The organism is Microseira wollei NIES-4236, assembly GCF_020521235.1.
Taxonomy (GTDB): domain Bacteria; phylum Cyanobacteriota; class Cyanobacteriia; order Cyanobacteriales; family Aerosakkonemataceae; genus Microseira; species Microseira wollei.
Genome location: NZ_BLAY01000120.1, coordinates 13,898 through 32,193, shown reverse-complemented (window position 1 = coordinate 32,193; position 18,296 = coordinate 13,898). Strand labels below are relative to the sequence as shown.

The 18,296-nt window shown below is 47.4% G+C and carries 11 protein-coding genes and 2 pseudogenes; 8 read left to right on the top strand and 5 right to left on the bottom strand.

Going from position 1 to position 18,296, the window contains the following annotated elements; genetic code table 11:
* Window positions 1–14: 14 nt before the first annotated feature.
* On the bottom strand, window positions 15–386 hold the full coding sequence (locus MiSe_RS31800; RefSeq protein WP_226587642.1) for a hypothetical protein: 372 nt from the start codon (window positions 384–386) through the stop codon (window positions 15–17).
* Between the two features lie 359 nt (window positions 387–745).
* Between MiSe_RS31800 and obgE the strand changes: the two genes are divergently transcribed.
* A complete protein-coding gene (obgE, locus tag MiSe_RS31795; protein ID WP_226587640.1) occupies window positions 746–1,747 on the top strand; it encodes a GTPase ObgE in 1,002 nt (333 codons plus the stop codon).
* Between the two features lie 86 nt (window positions 1,748–1,833).
* Here the strand turns inward: obgE and MiSe_RS31790 are convergent, their stop codons facing one another.
* Window positions 1,834–3,537 carry a serine hydrolase gene (locus MiSe_RS31790; protein WP_226587638.1) on the bottom strand — a complete coding sequence of 568 codons (1,704 nt, stop codon included), beginning with the start codon at window positions 3,535–3,537 and terminating at the stop codon, window positions 1,834–1,836.
* Between the two features lie 448 nt (window positions 3,538–3,985).
* Window positions 3,986–4,936, bottom strand: a complete 951-nt coding sequence (locus MiSe_RS31785; protein ID WP_226587636.1) for an RNA methyltransferase — start codon at window positions 4,934–4,936, stop codon at window positions 3,986–3,988.
* A gap of 62 nt (window positions 4,937–4,998) precedes the next feature.
* Here MiSe_RS31785 and MiSe_RS31780 point away from each other — a divergent pair, with 62 nt between their 5' ends.
* Entirely contained in the window at window positions 4,999–5,157 is a 159-nt protein-coding gene (locus tag MiSe_RS31780) for a DUF2256 domain-containing protein (protein WP_226587634.1), read from the top strand.
* Window positions 5,158–5,294: 137 nt separating this feature from the next.
* Window positions 5,295–6,221, top strand: coding sequence for an isoaspartyl peptidase/L-asparaginase (locus tag MiSe_RS31775; protein ID WP_226587633.1), 927 nt, complete (start codon window positions 5,295–5,297; stop codon window positions 6,219–6,221).
* 79 nt (window positions 6,222–6,300) lie between these two features.
* Here MiSe_RS31775 and MiSe_RS31770 read toward each other — a convergent pair whose 3' ends face one another.
* Window positions 6,301–7,440 carry a class I SAM-dependent methyltransferase gene (locus tag MiSe_RS31770; RefSeq protein ID WP_226587631.1) on the bottom strand — a complete coding sequence of 380 codons (1,140 nt, stop codon included), beginning with the start codon at window positions 7,438–7,440 and terminating at the stop codon, window positions 6,301–6,303.
* Window positions 7,441–7,630: 190 nt separating this feature from the next.
* Between MiSe_RS31770 and MiSe_RS31765 the strand changes: the two genes are divergently transcribed.
* The 3 genes and pseudogenes from MiSe_RS31765 (at window position 7,631) to MiSe_RS52245 (ending at window position 14,464) form a co-directional block, all read left to right on the top strand.
* Window positions 7,631–8,326, top strand: a complete 696-nt coding sequence (locus MiSe_RS31765; protein WP_226587629.1) for an S-layer homology domain-containing protein — start codon at window positions 7,631–7,633, stop codon at window positions 8,324–8,326.
* Between the two features lie 425 nt (window positions 8,327–8,751).
* Window positions 8,752–11,254 (top strand): annotated as a pseudogene (locus MiSe_RS53045) (AAA family ATPase); the annotation flags it as partial.
* A 435-nt stretch (window positions 11,255–11,689) separates the two neighbouring features.
* The gene (locus MiSe_RS52245; RefSeq protein ID WP_307731577.1) at window positions 11,690–14,464 is read left to right on the top strand and encodes a GAF domain-containing sensor histidine kinase; all 2,775 of its coding nucleotides are present in this window, start codon (window positions 11,690–11,692) and stop codon (window positions 14,462–14,464) included.
* 126 nt (window positions 14,465–14,590) lie between these two features.
* On the opposite strand, the gene MiSe_RS31745 is transcribed toward MiSe_RS52245, so the two are convergent.
* On the bottom strand, window positions 14,591–15,721 hold the full coding sequence (locus MiSe_RS31745) for an acyltransferase family protein (protein ID WP_226587627.1): 1,131 nt from the start codon (window positions 15,719–15,721) through the stop codon (window positions 14,591–14,593).
* Window positions 15,722–15,971: 250 nt separating this feature from the next.
* Between MiSe_RS31745 and MiSe_RS31740 the strand changes: the two are divergent.
* Together MiSe_RS31740 and MiSe_RS31735 are read left to right on the top strand one after the other, a co-directional pair.
* Window positions 15,972–16,399, top strand: a pseudogene (locus MiSe_RS31740) (PQQ-dependent sugar dehydrogenase); the annotation flags it as partial.
* Between the two features lie 483 nt (window positions 16,400–16,882).
* Window positions 16,883–17,824 (top strand): Npun_R2479 family HD domain-containing metalloprotein, encoded by a 942-nt coding sequence (locus tag MiSe_RS31735; protein WP_226587623.1) that lies wholly within the window; start codon window positions 16,883–16,885, stop codon window positions 17,822–17,824.
* The last annotated feature ends 472 nt before the right edge of the window (window positions 17,825–18,296 follow it).

Below are 18,296 nucleotides of genomic sequence, written 5' to 3'. Positions count from 1 at the left end.
CAGTACGAGCGCTGTCACTGGAGCACAAACAGGTGCGCGTCCGATAACACCAGCCCCGGCACCAGCCCCGGCGCCAGCACCAGCGCCGGCACCAGCCCCGGCACCAGCCCCGGCACCGGCACCAGCCCCGGCACCGGCACCAGCCCCGGCACCAGCCCCGGCACCGGCACCAGCCCCGGCACCAGCCCCGGCACCGGCACCAGCCCCGGCACCAGCACCAGCCCCGGCACCAGCCCCGGCACCGGCACCAGCCCCGGCACCAGCACCAGCACCAGCCCCGGCACCGGCACCAGCCCCGGCACCAGCACCAGCACCAGCACCAGCCCCGCAGCCTGACCCAGGCGACGGAGGAAGTAATGGCTTACCAGATGGCCCCGGTAACTCACCGAATGGACTACCGGGTCGGGTTGATAATCCTAACGAAAACCGAGGTAATGCTGGCGGGAATGGACTACCGGGTCGGGTTGATAATCCCAACACAGACCGAGGTAATCAGAGATAAAATAGCCTCTCAGGTCAAAAAGTAAATCTCAATCAAGACCCAGGTATCAGATGCAATGGCTACCGGGTGGAGAAAAAGGAAGTCCTGCCGCACCATAACCTTTATTTGGTGGGGAATTTCCCCGCTCGGTAACAGCATTTCCTGCTGGGTGCGGGTGTCAGCTAAACTGATGCATTGTTGCGATCAATCCCCGCCCATCCCCTTCACCCATAACTGACAACTGACAAATAACGACTGATAGTTATGCAATTTATCGACCAAGCAGAAATTAACGTAGAAGGAGGGAAGGGCGGTGATGGCATCGTAGCCTTCCGGCGGGAAAAGTATGTCCCGGCTGGGGGACCATCGGGTGGAAACGGCGGTAAGGGCGGTTCCGTGTACTTGATAGCGACACAACACCTGCAAACGTTGCTCGATTTCAAGTACGATCGCCGGTTTAAGGCAGAAGATGGCGGACGTGGGGGGCCAAATAATTGCACTGGGGCAAACGGGAGCGATCGCTTGATCCAAATTCCCTGCGGTACGATGGTCTACGACGCTACAACGAACTCATTGCTGGCGGATCTGACAGAACCCGGTCAGACTTTCTGCGCGGCGCAAGGAGGCAAAGGGGGTTTGGGAAACCAGCATTTCCTCAGCAACCGCAACCGCGCACCCGAATACGCCCTGCCAGGACTACCGGGAGAACAACGGCTGCTGCGTTTGGAATTAAAGCTTTTGGCAGAAGTCGGGATTATTGGTCTGCCAAATGCGGGTAAATCCACGCTAATTTCCGCAATTTCCGCCGCACGGCCTAAAATTGCCGATTATCCCTTTACAACCTTAGTGCCGAATTTGGGCGTGGTGCGTAAACCCGACGGCGACGGGATCGTTTTTGCCGATATTCCCGGATTGATCGAGGGGGCGCATCAAGGCGTGGGGTTAGGACAGGATTTTTTGCGTCATATCGAACGCACTCGGCTGCTGCTGCACTTGATCGATGCTACCAGCTCTGATCCGATTGCAAATTATCACACGATTCAGCAAGAGTTGCTCGCTTACGATCGGGGGTTGAGCGAGCGGCCTCAAATTTTGGCACTCAATAAAATAGATGCGGTTGACCCAACTATGGATCTGGCAGCGATTGCTTCTCTTCTCGAAGCCAAGAGCCACGCCCCCGTTTTCCTCATTTCAGCCGTCACCCGTACCGGACTCGAACCCCTGCTACAAAAAATTTGGCAGTTTCTGGAAAAAAATCAACCATGAAGGAAAAGATGTGATATAATGATAAGTTTAGGCTAATTATTGCCGAAGCGGAACATCTTCCGCTCCTCCCCCGATTTTTGCCCACCTTAATCATCGCGGCGCAGTTGCAGCTGACGACGCGCTACAGCAGACGGGGAATTTGCCAACTGTTCGATGGGAGAAATAATCGAATTATCCACAGAGGCAGTAGGTTGAGAGACAGTTGGGGGAGAGGCGGTCGGCTTTCTAGAGAAGTGTTGATAAGCAATGCGAGAGATCTGGCGGATCAGTTTTTCCGCCCTGGGGTCATTGCGCGGGCGTTTCACCATCACAGCTGCAATATAACGCTTGCGATTGGGTAGCTCGATTAAACCGGCATCTGCCAGCATGACGCCAATATAGCCGGTTTTGTGGGCAATGGTAGCACCAGGGCCCAATCCACGGGGCAGCAAGTGATTTCTTTCGGTGCGCCGCAGGATCGAAAGCAAGCGATCGCGCGACTGTTTAGACAGCAAATCTCCTTGGTTAACAAAAGCGATTAAAGTCGCCAAATCCTTAGCGCTGGTGGTGTTTGTTCCTTCTACATCGGGGAGTTGGTTGCGGATCGCCGTTGCCGTCAAGCCCCAAGAAAGGAACCGCTGATTGAGGGCTTCTCCACCGCCTAAGCGCTCGATTAGCATATTTGTTGCGGTGTTATCGCTAATCGTAATCATTTTGGTGGCGGTTTCCCAGGCCGTATACCTCGACCCCGGAAACTTGTGCTGCATGTTGCCGCTGCCGGTGGCAATAAATTGCGGTTTCATCGTTAGCAACTCATCGAGGCGGATTTTGCCCGCATCCACATCCTGGAAAAAGGCAACCAAAATCGGTATTTTGATCGTGCTAGCAGACGGGATCGCAGAAGTCCCATTCAAGTCGAAATAGGCATCCGTATCCGGATCGAGGATAAATACTCCAGGCGTCAATTGGGGATACTGTTCCAACGCCGCTGTAATTTCCGCTTTCAGGGGTGCGATTTCCTCACTCTGCTGGGACGATATTTGCAGTTCGCTTGGCCAGGGAGCATCGGGTAAACTTTCTGATGCCACCGCTTTCTTAATCTGGGATGACTGATTTGTGGGAGAAGCACTGGGGCGAGTGTGGCTGGTTGGGTTTCCAATTGACAGCAGCGTACCCACCACCACCCCAAGGCCAATGCCCAATATGAGCAGGCGAGTCCCGTAAATAAGCGGGGAGCCTTCTCCCCGCTTGGGTTTGCCCAACGGTCTGACCGCTGTTGGTTTGGATGTTGTAGAGCGCTCCGGCGGCTGGTTGGGGGATTTATTGGCACCCGATGAGCGAATTTGGCTTTGGGGGCGTCTGCGAGGCGAGGTGTCACCGGGAGATGGTTTTTGCGGCGGCGTGTCAACCTCTCTTGAGGGTTTAACCGCAGACTGCCGACGGCGACGCGCCGCAGATATTTGTTCAACCTTGCTGCCACTTGGAGACTGGGAGGGCGGTTTTTCAGGTGGGGATAATTTAACCGCCGGACGATCCGCGCGGCGGGAGCGTACGCTCGGCTTTTTTTCCGGCAGCGACAAACTAACAGATTTACCGAACAGTCGCCGCAACCAATTCAAACGCGACTGTCCCTGAAAGCGCTGCCACTGGCTTTGCGTCAGGCGCAACCGGCGCCAGCCTGCTTTTCTTGGTAGAGACGACCCCAATCCATCGGTTGATGTTCTGGCTACTTCCTGACGCCCCAACACCGGCTGCTGTTTGTGCTGCCGTTGCCGCTGGCGGCGGGTCAGGTGTTTTTCGGAGCTTGCCACGAAGCACACCTCACAAATCAAATACAAGGAAACAAAGGGACTCGAAGGGAAAATTTACTTGTCACGGCATCTTTCCCGAGCAAAAAATGGAGAAGGTGGGTAAGGTGGGGGGACGAGGGGAGGACAGGGAAGGTGGCAAGGATATTACTTGCTCATCCCCATCATCTACATCACCTCCCCGATCTTTTTCATCCCGTGACCCGGACTCAATTTAATCGCCCACTGTTTGTGAAGCTATCGCTATCGCTCCTTGAATCGCACCACAGTTGTTCTATATTTCAATCCCAACAAACTCTACTAACTCAAGTTGCTAGTTATCTCTCTGGGAGCGGCTAATGGCTAATGGCTAATGGCGAAATTGGTAAAAATCCTATATTAGCAATTAGCAATTAGCAATTAGCAATTAGCAATTAGCAACGCCCTTGTTTATAACTAGCAACTTGCGTTACTACAGATCGGTTTCTTCTCCTGAATCCTCGATGCCCGATAGAGATGCTTTGCTTTCAAACCTAGTGTCTGGTTGAACGGCAGTTGAGCTGCCCTCCAACTGAGCCGATTTTACTTGAGTGGCAGCACCATTACAAATCGCCCATTCCACCTGGCTGAGAATACCTCGCAGCATTGCCACCTCTTGAGTAGATAGCTGGGTGCGATTAAACAGAAGTCGGAATTTTGCCATGCGGCTGGCTGCTGTGTGGGGATAAAGATAACCGATTTTTAACAGCACGGCTTCTAAATGTTCATAGTACTGCTCTAAAGCTTCTAATGGAACACCCCCCTCAATCCCCCGACTAACTAAATCCTTTTCCAGAGACTCCCCTTTTTTTAGGGGGGGGTGGGGGGAAGATAAGGAAGAAAGTTCGTTCATCATCGACCCAGGCGCATTTTCCCCGAAAGCCTCGTCTTGGCTGATGGCTGACTGATACAGCTCGTAACAGCAAACAGCGACAGCTTGAGCCAAATTTAACGAATGATAGGCATCGCTGGAGGGAATGCGGACAAATCGCTGGGCGTATTTGAGTTCGTCGTTGCTTAAACCGCGATCTTCCGAACCGAAAATTAAGGCGGATGGACCTGCTTGCAGCAACCAGGGTAAAGCGGTTCTGGGATTTTCCAGTTGAATCGACCGCGAGCGCTCAACCGATGTGGTAGCGATCGCTTTTGTACACCCTGCCAACGCTTCCGGCAAGGTCGCGACTACCCTTGCTGCTGCCAACAGGTCTTGCGCGTGTACTGCCATTAGCCTTGCTTGTTCCCCCAAATAATCGCATAAAGGCTCGACCAAAACCAGATGGCGCAGCCCCATATTTTTCATCCCACGCGCCACCGATCCCACATTTAATGGACCAATTGGTTGCACTAACACTATCCGCACCTCGTCCAAGGACGTTTCATCCATAACTGTTCCAGGGCGGGACTTCTTTACAATCAAAGATACACAATAGGTATCGTTAAATTAACATGCCGCGTCAACGTTCTAAATCCGATTTACCCACAAAAATTTGCCCTGTCTGTCAACGTCCCTTCACCTGGCGCCAGAAATGGGAAGATTGCTGGCATGATGTTAAATACTGCTCAGAACGCTGCCGCCGTCGTCGGTCATCGGTCAGCCGTCAGTAGTCAGTGTTGACTACTGGCAATAGCTCTCTGCAAAAACTCTTGTGGGGTAGGCATCCTGCCTGCCAAAGAGTTTGTTTTTTGCAGAAGTCTAATCGACGATGCAGCTAGTTGTTACTTGTTTAAGGAATCAAAACTAAATGTCAGATCAAACGATACAACCTAAACTGATTATCCACGGGGGAGCTGGTGGCTCGCTCAAAGGGAAAGGTGGAGTTGAGGTAGTCCGTCGGTCGCTCTATAAAGTCTTGGAAGAAGTATACCCCCTATTGTTATCGGGAGCGAGTGCGAAAGAAGCCGTCGTGCGGGGTTGTCACATGTTAGAGGACGATCCCCGGTTTAATGCCGGAACTGGATCGGTACTGCAATCTGACGGTCAAATTCGCATGAGCGCTTCTTTAATGGATGGACGGACTCAGCGGTTTAGCGGTGTAATCAACGTTTCCCGCGTCCAAAATCCGATTCATTTAGCTGACACTTTACAAACTTCTGCGGATCGGGTTTTATCGGATGTTGGGTCAGCCGAACTGCTGCGCGAGCTGCAAATTCCCATCTACAATCCCCTCACTGATATTCGGTTGCAGGAATGGATGCAGGAACGCCAGGCTAATTTTACCAAAGAAATGGCAGGTGTGGTCGCCGAAAAAGAACTGATAGCAGATGGTAGCGCCCGCCGGGGTACGATTGGTGTAGTAGCGCTCGACTGTATGGGAAATTTAGCCGCAGGCACTTCTACAGGGGGCAAAGGATTTGAGCGCATCGGGCGAGTCAGCGACTCGGCAATGCCTGCGGGGAATTACGCCTCGCGCTACGCAGCGGTGAGTTGTACGGGTATTGGAGAAGACATCATCGATGAGTGTTTGGCGGCAAAAATTGTCGTGCGAGTCACCGATGGGATGTCAATAGGGGCGGCATTTGAGCGTAGTATCGGCGAAGCGCGTGCTAACGGAAGGGATTTAGGGGCAATTGGAATTGATTCGACGGGTGCGATCGCTTACGGCAAAACCAGCGAAGTCCTCTTCGCCGCCTACCACGATGGGGAAAAAATGGGCGATACCCTCGAATGAATTTAAGATTTTAGATTGGAGATATTAGATTTAAATCCAATCTAATATCTCCAATCTGCAATCTTAAATCTTAAATCGTTCAAAGGCGCTTGCACAAAATCCACCGCAATTCCATCGGCGGTTGTTGTTCGGCGAGGGGGAATAAATCGCGTCCCGTTGCCCAATTATTAAACCATCCCGTCGGGGGCCATGCTTCCGGCGGTAAATTTTGTTTTTCGTATTCAAATACGGGATCGTCGGATATTAATTCTAAGGGTAAATCTTCCATTGCCGATGCCAGTTCGGCGCGGGTGAAAATCGTAGACCAAGCAATTTGTGACATTTCTCGCACTGCGGCATCTGGTTCGTATCCATCGACGGCTAAGAAAGTATTAAACAACAACAATCCACCCGACCGAATCACATCGCACATTTTTGCCATCAACAGTCGCAGCTGATCCGCATCGCGAAAGTGGGAAATCACCTCAGCGACGACTGCCATTTTGTAGTGTGCGGGACGCATCCGCACCATCGGATCGAGGATATTTCCTTGGGTGACGACGACGGGTAACCCTTCTGCTTCGGCAGTGGTTTGTATTTGCTGCACAAATTCGGGGGTTAACTCGATCGCATGAACCAAATACCCAAGTCTAGCTAGGGGTAAGGTGTTTCTTCCAGTTCCAGCACCCACGTCTAAAATGGGGGTTTTTGCCGGATCTGCCTTCAATTCGGCAACAGTTGCCATCACTTTAGCATCTGGATGGGAACCGAATAGGGGGGGTTTTCGGTTATCCACCCAGGTTTTATACTGCTCGGCAACCGAAGAAACGACGGTAGAAAGATTGCACGCTAACCCGGTTTGCGGCGCTTTGGCGGGTTCGTAGCGCAAAACTAGGTTGGAATGAGGTGAAGCTTCATATCCTTCTTTTAACCGGCGCGCCAGCAGTTCGCGCAACTGAATCAGTTCGTCGCCAGAGAAGGGTCTGCCAAGGGTTTGGAACAGCACCTTTAGTCGCTCCATGTAATGTTCTAGCATCGCTGGAACGCAAGGCATTATCAGTTCGCCACGGGGATATATGCGCGTGTTGAGCTTGCTAATCATGACCTGGTTGATGATCTCCGGGTCTGTGACGATTGGCATCGGTTCGCTCTTAATTTGCGTTTCGTTAGAGGCGATCAAGTTGGCAGTCTCCCTTGCTTGCTGGTCTGTTGAGTCGATTGTAGATTTTAGCTTATCCATGTGGGAAGTCCTAGATATAGCTAACTGGCGCTGATTTCCTAACCGGCGGGGGCGAAAAAACTATTTTTAACCCTTGAAAGGCGATTTTCTACAATAATTACTGACGACCTCACCTATAGTTTTTGTTTCCTTTGGAAACAGGGATGGGGTTAGAGAAGTCAGAATAACTGGTTAGTAGCGGGGTTTGACTATGGGTCAGTTTCTTAGTACGGTTTCTCTTTTGGTTTTGCTTCAAGGTTTACCAGGGATTGTCTTGTGGACGCCCGCAGCGAGCGCTCAATCTCCAGCACAACCCGATTCCACCCTCCCCGCCGACCCCATACAACGGGTTTTGGCGGCTAGATTGATGACGAATTACCCTGATGGACAGTTTTATCCCGAACGCCTGGTCAGTCGCGCCGAACTTGCCTCTATTTTAGTCAAAGCTTTTGAGCTAAATAAACGAGTCGCTGCCACCAGGGAAAATTTGATTGCAGTTCCAGATGTCCCCCCTTCTTTCTGGGCATTTAACGATATTCAAATTGTTCTCAAAACTGGCATTATGCGCGGCTATCGCGACAATATGTTTTTCCCCAACCAACGAGTTTCTCGCGCCGAAGCTTTGGCTATTTTTGCTCAAGCTTATGGGGTATTTCAGTTTCCCGATCAAACGGTGACTAGAATTTTATCCGATTATCCCGATTCAGCACAAATCCCCGATTGGGCTAAAAAATCAATGGCAACAGCACTTTATGAAGGTTTTGTCAAGCTCGATGACCGAGGAAATATTAACCCGCTAAATCCCATGACGCGGGGGGATATGGCCTACGCTTTGAGTAAATTTTTAGAACGACAAAAGACACCCGCACCTGTCTTAGAAGGCGAATATTTTAGGAGTACGAGGTAATTGGTAATTGCTCATGGCTAATGGCTAATTGCTACTGGTTAAAAGGCTCCCGATGAGAGTGCTATTATCAGTGTGTCCTTGGATGTAACTAGCAACTTGGGTTAATTAGCAATTAGCAATTAGCCATTAGCAAGCGAGCAATTATTCAACTCAAAGCGCCGCAAGAGTCCCCGCCAAGTCCTACAATGCCAGTTAAGCAATGGTTGGCAGCTTTACCGCAACCACCAGCAGTGATTTCTCCAGAACATCGCCGTAGAAGATTTGGTGTATCTGGTGGGTGTTTTGCCAAATGAGTTGAGCGGTTTTTGAGTCACGACTCTTGTCCAGACTACGAAAGTTTGTAGAGACGTAACAGATCTGAGCATTTTTAGCAACTACCGGGCAAAATAAATCTAAGCAGTCTCAAGGCGAAGATATTACCAGCTATGTCGATCAGTTTTCCCGGTTATCAGATTAGCGAACAAATCTACAACGGTTCCAGAACGCTTGTTTATCGAGGTTTGCGAGAGTCCGACCAACAACCGGCGATCGTCAAAATCCTCAAGAATCCCTATCCCAGCTTCACCGAATTGCTGCAATTCCGCAATCAATACACCATTGCCAAAAACCTCGACCTACCGGGAGTGGTTCGTCCCTACAGTTTGGAAACCTATGGCAACGGTTACGCCATAGTGATGGAGGACTTTGGCGGTATCTCCCTCAAAGAATATGCTGTCTTATTGGCAGCAATAGAGCAAACAAAATCCAAAACATTACCGATTACCTCGTTCCCACAGCTTTGTCTGGAAACTCCATTACCCATTGCTGAATTTTTGCCGATTGCGCTGCAAATTGTTTCGACCTTAGATGGATTGTATCGCTACCGGGTGATTCACCAAGACATCAAACCCGCCAATATTTTAATTAACCCCCACACCAAACAAGTTAAACTCATCGACTTCAGCATTTCCTCTCTGTTGCCGAGAGAAACCCAAACTATCACCAGTCCCAACGTCCTTGAAGGAACGCTTGCTTACCTCTCTCCCGAACAAACCGGACGCATGAACAGGGGTATTGATTACCGCAGTGACTTTTATTCTTTGGGGGTGACTTTCTTTGAACTCCTGACGGGAAAGTTGCCTTTCACCTCAGATGACCCGATGGAATTAGTCCACTGTCATATTGCCAAAGAACCCCCATGCCTTAGCAGTTTAAACCCCAATATACCACCTATTTTATCGCAAATTATCAGCAAATTGATGGCGAAAAATGCCGAAGAACGCTATCAAAGTGCTTTGGGGTTAAAATCTGACATAGAAACTTGCATAGCTGGATGGAAAAAAACTGGTAATATCGATGATTTTGAATTAGGAAAACGCGATATATCGCAGCGGTTCATTATTCCAGAAAAGCTCTACGGTCGCGACGAAGAAATCAAAACTTTACTCGCTGCCTTTAACCGAGTAGCAGGGGAAGAAGACGCTCTTACGCTCTTACGCTCTTACGCGGAGAGAACTCATTCCCAGGCAGAGCCTGGGAATGCCTGCCTAGAGGCTCTGCCTCCTAGCTATAGGGAGGCAGAGCCAAAGGATCTGCGTTCCCAGGCAGAGCCAAAGGAACGAGAGGAAATCCAAAACCGAACTGATGCTGGTGGCAGGATTTTCTGGGATTGGTAAAACTGCCGTTGTAAACGAAGTTCACAAGCCGATTGTCAAACAACGCGGGTATTTTATTAAAGGGAAATTTGACCAATTTAATCGCCATATTCCTTTCTCTGCCTTCGTGCAAGCTTTCCGGGATTTGATGTGGCAACTGCTGACAGAAACCGACATCAAAGTTCAACAGTGGAAAGAAAAGATGCTCGCGGCTTTGGGCGACCAAGCTAAGGTTATTATTGAAGTTATTCCGGAACTGGAACGAATTATTGGCAAACAGCCACCCGTCCAGGAACTATCAGGCAGTGCAGCACAAAATCGCTTCAATTTATTGTTCCATAAATTCATCTCTGTTTTTACTACCAAAGAACATCCCCTTGTCATCTTTTTGGATGACTTGCAATGGGCGGACTCGGCATCTTTGAAATTGATGCAATTATTGATCGGCGAAACCGATAGTGGCTATCTACTACTCATAAGTGCTTATCGAGATAATGAAGTTTCCCCAGTACATCCATTAATTTTGACCTTGTCAGAAATTAAAAAAGCCAAAGCTACTGTTAATACAATTGCGTTAGATCCTCTGAAATCAACTGACTTAAATAACTTGATTGCTGACACGCTCAATTGTGCTAGAGAACTCGCATTACCCCTGACGGAATTAGTTTACCAAAAAACCAAGGGAAATCCTTTCTTTGCTACCCAATTCCTCAAATCGCTGTACGAAGATAAGTTGATTACTTTTATCCCCCCTCAATCCCCCCTTGGTAAGGGGGGAAGTCAAGGGGGGTGGCAGTGCGATATTGCCCAAGTTAAGGCATTATCTTTGACCGATGATGTGGTAGAATTTATGGCACTTCAGTTACAGAAGTTGCCAGGAAAGACTCAAGATGTGTTGAAACTTGCTGCTTGTATTGGCAACTCTTTTGATTTAGGGACGCTGGCGATCGTTTATCAGAAGTCTCAAGTGGAAACGGCGGCTGATTTGTGGAAGGCTTTGCAGGAAGGGTTACTGATTCCTACGAGTGAGGTTTATAAGTTTTTCCAAGATAGGGAAGTCTCCCACCCCTTATCGATTACCGAGGGTGAATCAGCCAATTATAGCGGTTTGCAGCCGGATGAGGTACACCGACAGCGGTGTGCGGGCAGCATTAATGCTGCCGCTATACAAACTCAGCCAAAAGGCTTTCCTTCACTCGCTTGCAATCCGCTGTATAGATTCCTCCACGATCGCGTCCAACAAGCAGCTTACTCGCTGATTCCAGAAGATACAAAACAGGAAACTCACCTCAAAATTGGGGACTTGCTTTTGCAAAATACAACAGAAACAGAAAGAAAGTTGAATATTTTTAATATTCTCAACCAATTAAATGTGGGAAGAGATGCGGTCACGAAGTGTGGCGTCAGCCGGATCGCTCAACCTTTGCAAAAAGATGAGTTAGCCAGATTGAATTTAATTGCTGGACGCAAGGCGAAAGCTTCTGCTGCTTATGAAGCTGCACTCAGATACTCAAATATTGGTTTAACGCTGCTGACGGAAAACAGTTGGCAAGAACGATATGAATTGATTCTAGCTTTACATCTGGAGGCGATTGAATTAGAGTATCTAAATTCTAATTTTGTTCGGTCTGCTGAACTGGCAGAGTTAACTCTGCAACATACAAAAACCGTTTTGGATAACGTAGCAGTATATCAACTAAAAATCCAGTTTTATATTGCTCAAAATCACATGCTAAAAGCCATTGAAACTGGCTTAAAAGCTTTGGAATTATTAGGATTTTCTCTATCGCCTTCCTCAGATGCCGATTTAACCAATATAGAAATACCTAGTCTTGAGTCTGTTGATTCTCTCAAAGTAATGACCGATGCTTTTGAGTTAGCTAAAGTGGAAATCCTGGCGCGCCTGATTGGTCCTACTTACTTCGCCCAACCGGATCTTTTTCCTAAAGTAACCTTGGCTGTAATTAAAGCTTCTTTTGAGCATGGGTATTCAGCATTATCTGCTGTGGGATATGGCTTTGGGGCGCTGTTGTTTCTTCACCCTGGATATATCGATCGCGGGTATCACTCCGGGTTACTCTCGCTGCAACTTCTAGAACGCTTTAACGCTAAACAAATTGAGTCTAAATTGCAACTGATTTTTAACGTCTTTATCCGCCCTCATAAAGAACATGGACGCGCCAGTTTAATTCCCTTTCTCAATGGACTACAAGTAGGCTTAGATACGGGGGATTTCGAGTATGCATCCTATTGTGCGATGAATTACTGCAATCACCTTTTCTTTGCAGGCGAACATCTCAAAGAAGTTAAAGAATTACAGGAACCATTACGAGATTTATTATTTAAATTAAAATTAGAATTTTCCATTAATTTTTTGGGTATTTGGCGACAAACTGTGTTGAATCTACTGGGAGAATCTGTGGATGCAACTTGTTTGAGGGGAGAAAGCTTTGATGAGACATTGACAATACCTCAGTTACAAGCATCTAATAGTCTGACGCTGCTATTTTCTGCATATGTTGCCAAATCGATGCTGCTGTATTTGTTAGGAGATTATGCAGCTTGTCTTGAATATTCTATCTTGGCGGCTGAGTGCATCAACAGTGAATTTTCACCAATGATGGTGTCTTTGCACAAATTTTATTACTCATTAGCAATTTTGGCAAACTATCCTGTTGCGGATCTAGGGATTGTAGAGTATAATCAGGAAAATTTGCAAAAATGGGCGCACTATGCGCCGATGAACTTCAAGCATAAGTATGACTTAGTTGCAGCGGAAAAACATCGAGTTTTAGGGCAAAAAACAGAGGCACTTGAATTGTACGATTGTGCCATCTCTGTAGCCAAACAAAACGGTTACATCCAAGACGAAGCATTAGCTAACGAACTTGCTGCTAAATTCTACCTAGAATGGGGCAAAGAAAAAATTGCCCAAACCTACTTAATTGAAGCTTATTATTGCTACGCCCGTTGGGAAGCTAAAGCGAAAATTGAAGATTTAGAACAACGCTATCCCCAATTGCTGTATCCCATTTTTCAGCAGCCAAAAATGCGTTCCAATTCCGGTCAAACTTTATCCTTGGAAGCGACTATAACCGTTCATCCTACCAATACCAATACCCATACCTCTTATGCTTTGGATTTAGCAGCTGTTATTAAAGCTTCCCAAGCTCTTTCTAGCGAAATTGAGCTAGACAAACTGCTGGTTAAATTGATGCAAGTAGCGCTGGAAAATGCAGGTGCAGATAAAGGTGTTCTAATTTTGAAAGATGGGGAAAATTGGCAAGTTGCTTTTGAGTGTGTTGCGGGTGCAAAGTGCAGTTTTGATTCCACTCCCCTAGAATCAGCTCAAAACCTGCCTTTAACTATTATCAATACTGTCAAACGGACTCATAAATTACTCCTGACTCAAGATATTATTTCCCATCCTGCCTTTATCAGCGATCCCTACCTTATACAAACTAAACCCAAAAGTTTACTTTGCACTCCGATTCTCAAACAAGGCGAACTTGTGGCGATTCTTTATTTGGAAAATCGCTTAACAATCGAGGCATTTACAAGCGATCGCATCACTGTCCTCAACCTGCTTTGTTCCCAAGCGGCGATTTCTTTAGAAAATGCTCGACTCTATCAGCAAGCACAGCAAGCACTCCAAGACCTTCAACAAACGCAACTGCAATTGGTGCAAAGTGAAAAAATGTCGGCTTTGGGGAATTTAGTAGCAGGAGTTGCTCACGAAATCAATAACCCAGTTGGGTTTATTTGCGGCAATATTAACGAAGCTATTGCCTCAGTTCAAGACATCGCAGAATTCTTGCAACTCTATCAGGAAAAATTCCCCCATCCCGGCGATGAAATTGAGGAAAAAGCTGAAGATTTGGACATCGAATATCTTTTAGAAGACTTACCCAAAATGCTAGCGTCGATGCAAGTGGGGTGCGATCGCATCAAAAATATCAGCACCTCCCTCCGCACTTTCTCCCGCGCCGATACCGCTGAAAAAGTTGAGGCAAATATACACGAAGGACTCGATAGCACTTTGATGATTTTACGCCATCGCCTCAAAGCTAACGAAAAGCGTCCCGAAATTCAAATCCTTAAAGAATACGGCAATATTCCCCAAGTCAAGTGTTATTTGGGACAATTAAATCAGGTATTTATGAATATTCTGGCAAATGCCATCGATTCCCTCGATGAATCTAATCAAAATCGCACTTTTGCGGAAATTCAAAACTGTCCCAATACCATCACCATTAAAACAGAAGTCTCGGCAGATAAGCAAAACGTGTTGATTAAAATTAAAGACAATGGCAAAGGCATGACCGAAGAAGTTAAAGCGCAAATATTTGAGCGCTTATTTACTACAAAAGCAGTCGGAAAAGGGACGGGATTAGGATTATCAATTAGCCGTCAAATTGTCACAGAAACCCATCAGGGAAGTTTGACCTGCGAGTCAGTCTTGGGAGAGGGGACAGAATTTACGATCGATCTACCAATTGAGTAGCTAATAGCTAATTGCTAATTGCTAATTGCTCGTGGGAAGATTTGGCGGATATACTATTAGCAATTAGCTATTAGCAAAACCAAAAATGTAACTAGGGAATTCTCTAAAAAGTCGGGTTTCTGATCGTTAAACTTTGACAAACCATCCCCGCCGATACATCCCATAAGCGACAACCCACCAAAATAATAACGTCACGAGGGCGAATAATAACGATCCGTTCATCCCACCCGCCCAAGATGCGAAAATATTTTGGTAAATCCATTCAAAGGTAGATGTAGCGTTTCCGACTTGGGTTTTCACCAAAATTTTGATAGCTAAAACCGAAGCTACGAAGATAGCAATCGCATTCACACCCATAACCGCAAAAGGTTTTCCCCACCGGCGGATTTTACGCACTTCGATTAATTCATAACAAGCTGCGAGAACCAACAACGCCCATCCTGCGGTAAAAAGAACGTATGAACTCGTCCAAAGCTTTTTATTAATCGGAAAAACCCCATCCCACAAAATGCCGATAATTAAGCTACCAAGACCAAACAGCACCAAATCCATGCTCGTATTTGAATCAATCGGGCGCTGACGCAACCACTGTCCGGTAAAATAACCTAATAAAACTGTAACCACGGCGGGTAGGGTACTAAAAAGTCCTTCCGGATCTCCCAGAGAATTGTAACTATCTCCCCTATATAAATGAGCGCCTGGTATTATCAAACGGTCGATATAAGCGCCGAAGTTCCCGAACCGCGTCAGGACATTGGCGCCGTATCCAGGAACGGGGATAACTGTCATCGCTATCCAATATCCCACAAGCAACAAGATCGCTAACGCCCATTGTCCTTTCCGGGGTAGCTTCAGCACGGCGAGGGATGCTAGCAAGTAGGCGACGCTGATGCGCTGCAACACCCCCATAATGCGGATCTTTTCCCAGTTATAATTCCAAAAGCCGTTGAGAAATATACCCAAACCGAAAAGGATTAAACTGCGACGCAAGATGCGCCAGTAGACAGAAGCGGGAGGAGTTGCGCCTTCGCTGTACTTGGAAAAAGAGAAAGCGATCGCTACCCCCACAATAAACAGAAAAAACGGAAACACCAAATCCGCCAAAGTGCATCCATTCCAGTCCGCATGTGCCAAAAACGGATAAACCCGATCCGCCACACCCGCCTGATTCACCAAAATCATGCCAGCGATCGCTATCCCCCGAAACACATCCAGGGATATCAGGCGCGTAGATAGTTTATTTTGCTCTTGTTTCATGGGGAGATGGGAGAGGAGGGAGAGGAAGTTACTCGCTTCCCACCAGAAGAATACCTATTTAATAAACCGCGAAGACGCAAAGGACGCGAAGAAAGAAGGAAGAAGATGGGTAATCTTTTAGCACTGAAGCGAGTAACTATCCATAGCGTTCGATCTTACCCTGGAATTAGAGATTTCAGTCCAACCTCAATATGATGAAATTCTCTCTTCTCTGCGTCCTCTGTGTCTGGAGTGGTTCGTTCCCTTTCTACCCTTGGCCACCCAAAGCGCTTCCAAACCTCCCAATGTCATCCCCATTCCCCAAAACCCTACCCTCAGAGTCCCACCCGGTTTTGTCGTTAACGTTTTCGCGGATAATTTAGACGCCCCCCGTTGGCTAGCTATAACTGCCAAAGGCGATGTTTTAGTCAGCGAAACTCGCCAAAACCGCATTCGCTTGCTACGAGATACCAACGGCGACGGCATCGCAGATGGGAGCAAAACCTTCGCCGGATATCATTTGCGGATAATTATTTCTTCCTGGGTAACACCGATGCTGTCCTGCGGTTTCCCTACCAAAAAGGTCAAGAACAGATTACCGGAAACAAACAAAAAATCACCGATCTAACTCCATCTAAACCTACGACTTGGGGACGCCCGGTGGGTTTGCTCGTGTTGCCCGATGGCAGTCTTTTATTTACCCAAGAAGCGAATAACCGCATCTATCGGGTGCAGTATCGCGGTTCGTAAAAATACGTAAACGTATCCGCAACGACTGAACCTGGAAATGGAGTTCTTGTATTGGGAAGCACCCGGAAAAGATGTGCTTCGCGAAACCATCTCCACCTACAACTTATCCTTCTGCGTTTTCTAAGTTTTGCTGCGGACGATCGCCCCTCGCCGCGCGACCGCTTAGTTATATGTTCTATATCACACATTATATCTGCGCGTAATCACGTAAGAAGGCGATCGCGATCGCTTGGGATACAACATCACATCACACATGACAAGGGAGAAAATACGGATATTAGAAATAGATCGGAGATAAGTTGTATTGTTTGGGTTAGGATGTCGGGTTATAGTAATCTGATTCCTAATTTTTAAGCGTTTAAAGGCATTATTAGGTTAAGCATCTACAAATTAAGAACTTGGAAAGCCCCGACTGGGGCAAAGGTAGGAAAAATGTATAATTCCACTCAATTACTCGTTAAAGACTTTGCCAACCAGTTGCGGGAAGGTTATCATCGCGCCTATGGTGGACTGAAACCCGATTACGTAGATATACTGATACAGACTGCTCATATGGCGCTAGAAAATATCGCCACTAGCGACGCCCTCTATCACAATGTGGAACACACGATTTTGGTGACTTTGACGGGGCAGGAAATTCTCCACGGCAAGCACATGCGCGAGGGTGGGGTATCCCCAGAAGATTGGCTGCATTTTACGATCTCCTTGTTGTGCCACGATATTGGTTATGTCAAGGGAGTCTGTCGGGCTGACAATCAAGGCGCAAGTTTATACGCGACGGGAATCAACGGCGAGATGGTTGAGCTGCCAGCAGGTTGTACCGATGCGAGTCTCACTCCTTATCACGTAGACCGGGGTAAGTTATTGATCGACGAGCGGTTTGGCGGTGACAAACTGATCGATATTGAAACAATTAAGCGCAATATTGAATTGACTCGTTTCCCGGTGCCGCCTTCTCTTGCCCATCAAGATACGCTCAATTATCCTGGTTTAGCTCGTGCTGCGGATTTAATCGGTCAATTGGCCGACCCCCGCTACCTGCAAAAAATCAGCGCTTTGTTCTACGAATTTGAAGAAACGGGGATGAATAAAGCACTAAAATGCCATAATCCCGGCGATTTGCGGCGGAATTATCCCAATTTCTTCTGGAATGTGGCCTATCCCTATATCGAAGATGCCTTGGACTACTTGGAAGTAACCCAAGAAGGTCAGCAGATTATGGCGAACTTGTTTGCCAATCTGTTTCGCGTGGAACACGATCTGCATCAAAGCAGAAAGGGTTTGAATCTTCAAAACCAGCGCTCGCGCCCTTTGTCTGAGGCAATTCATCACAAGGAACCGAGTTCTTCCCCTTGGCGTTTGATTCGGAACTAGACCCAGCGATTGCCCACCTTGAGTTTACCTGTAAAGCTGCTAGGGTGAGCGATCGCTGAGCAAAAAACTTTTCTCCATTTTTTTGTCACACTGCTCCCCTCAAGATACTACTTTCAATTTATAACATTTTCACGGCTGTTTTTTCAACCCCCCAAATGCCGCAAATTCGTCAAATTAATGATAATTTATCTCAATTAAATTGTCATGGTTTAACAACAAATGCCTTTTTTCATATTTCTTTATAATTGGCTTTAAGCTTGTATTTGCGTGTGTTTGCGGGGTTTGGGTAGTCTGCTCCGCTGAGAATACACCTAAAATTCACAATATCAGAAAAGCTGTTTTGAGGCAAGTCTGGAATTGAGCAGGTGCAGATAATGACTTTTTTCCGAGCCGAAAAATGCTGATTTAATGAACCGCGTTCGCGAAGCGTGCGCGCCAGCGCTTAGACGCGTTAGCGAAGCGATTCAAGGGT

Excerpts from the sequence above, each read along its gene's own strand:
- obgE (WP_226587640.1), top strand. The coding sequence starts at position 746 with ATGCAATTTATCGACCAAGCAGAAATTAACGTAGAAGGAGGGAAGGGC.
- MiSe_RS31775 (WP_226587633.1), top strand. The coding sequence starts at position 5,295 with ATGTCAGATCAAACGATACAACCTAAACTGATTATCCACGGGGGAGCT.
- MiSe_RS31765 (WP_226587629.1), top strand. The coding sequence starts at position 7,631 with ATGGGTCAGTTTCTTAGTACGGTTTCTCTTTTGGTTTTGCTTCAAGGT.
- MiSe_RS52245 (WP_307731577.1), top strand. The coding sequence starts at position 11,690 with ATGCTAAAAGCCATTGAAACTGGCTTAAAAGCTTTGGAATTATTAGGA.
- MiSe_RS31745 (WP_226587627.1), bottom strand. The coding sequence starts at position 15,721 with ATGAAACAAGAGCAAAATAAACTATCTACGCGCCTGATATCCCTGGAT.
- MiSe_RS31785 (WP_226587636.1), bottom strand. The coding sequence starts at position 4,936 with ATGGATGAAACGTCCTTGGACGAGGTGCGGATAGTGTTAGTGCAACCA.
- MiSe_RS31735 (WP_226587623.1), top strand. The coding sequence starts at position 16,883 with ATGTATAATTCCACTCAATTACTCGTTAAAGACTTTGCCAACCAGTTG.
- MiSe_RS31770 (WP_226587631.1), bottom strand. The coding sequence starts at position 7,440 with ATGGATAAGCTAAAATCTACAATCGACTCAACAGACCAGCAAGCAAGG.
- MiSe_RS31780 (WP_226587634.1), top strand. The coding sequence starts at position 4,999 with ATGCCGCGTCAACGTTCTAAATCCGATTTACCCACAAAAATTTGCCCT.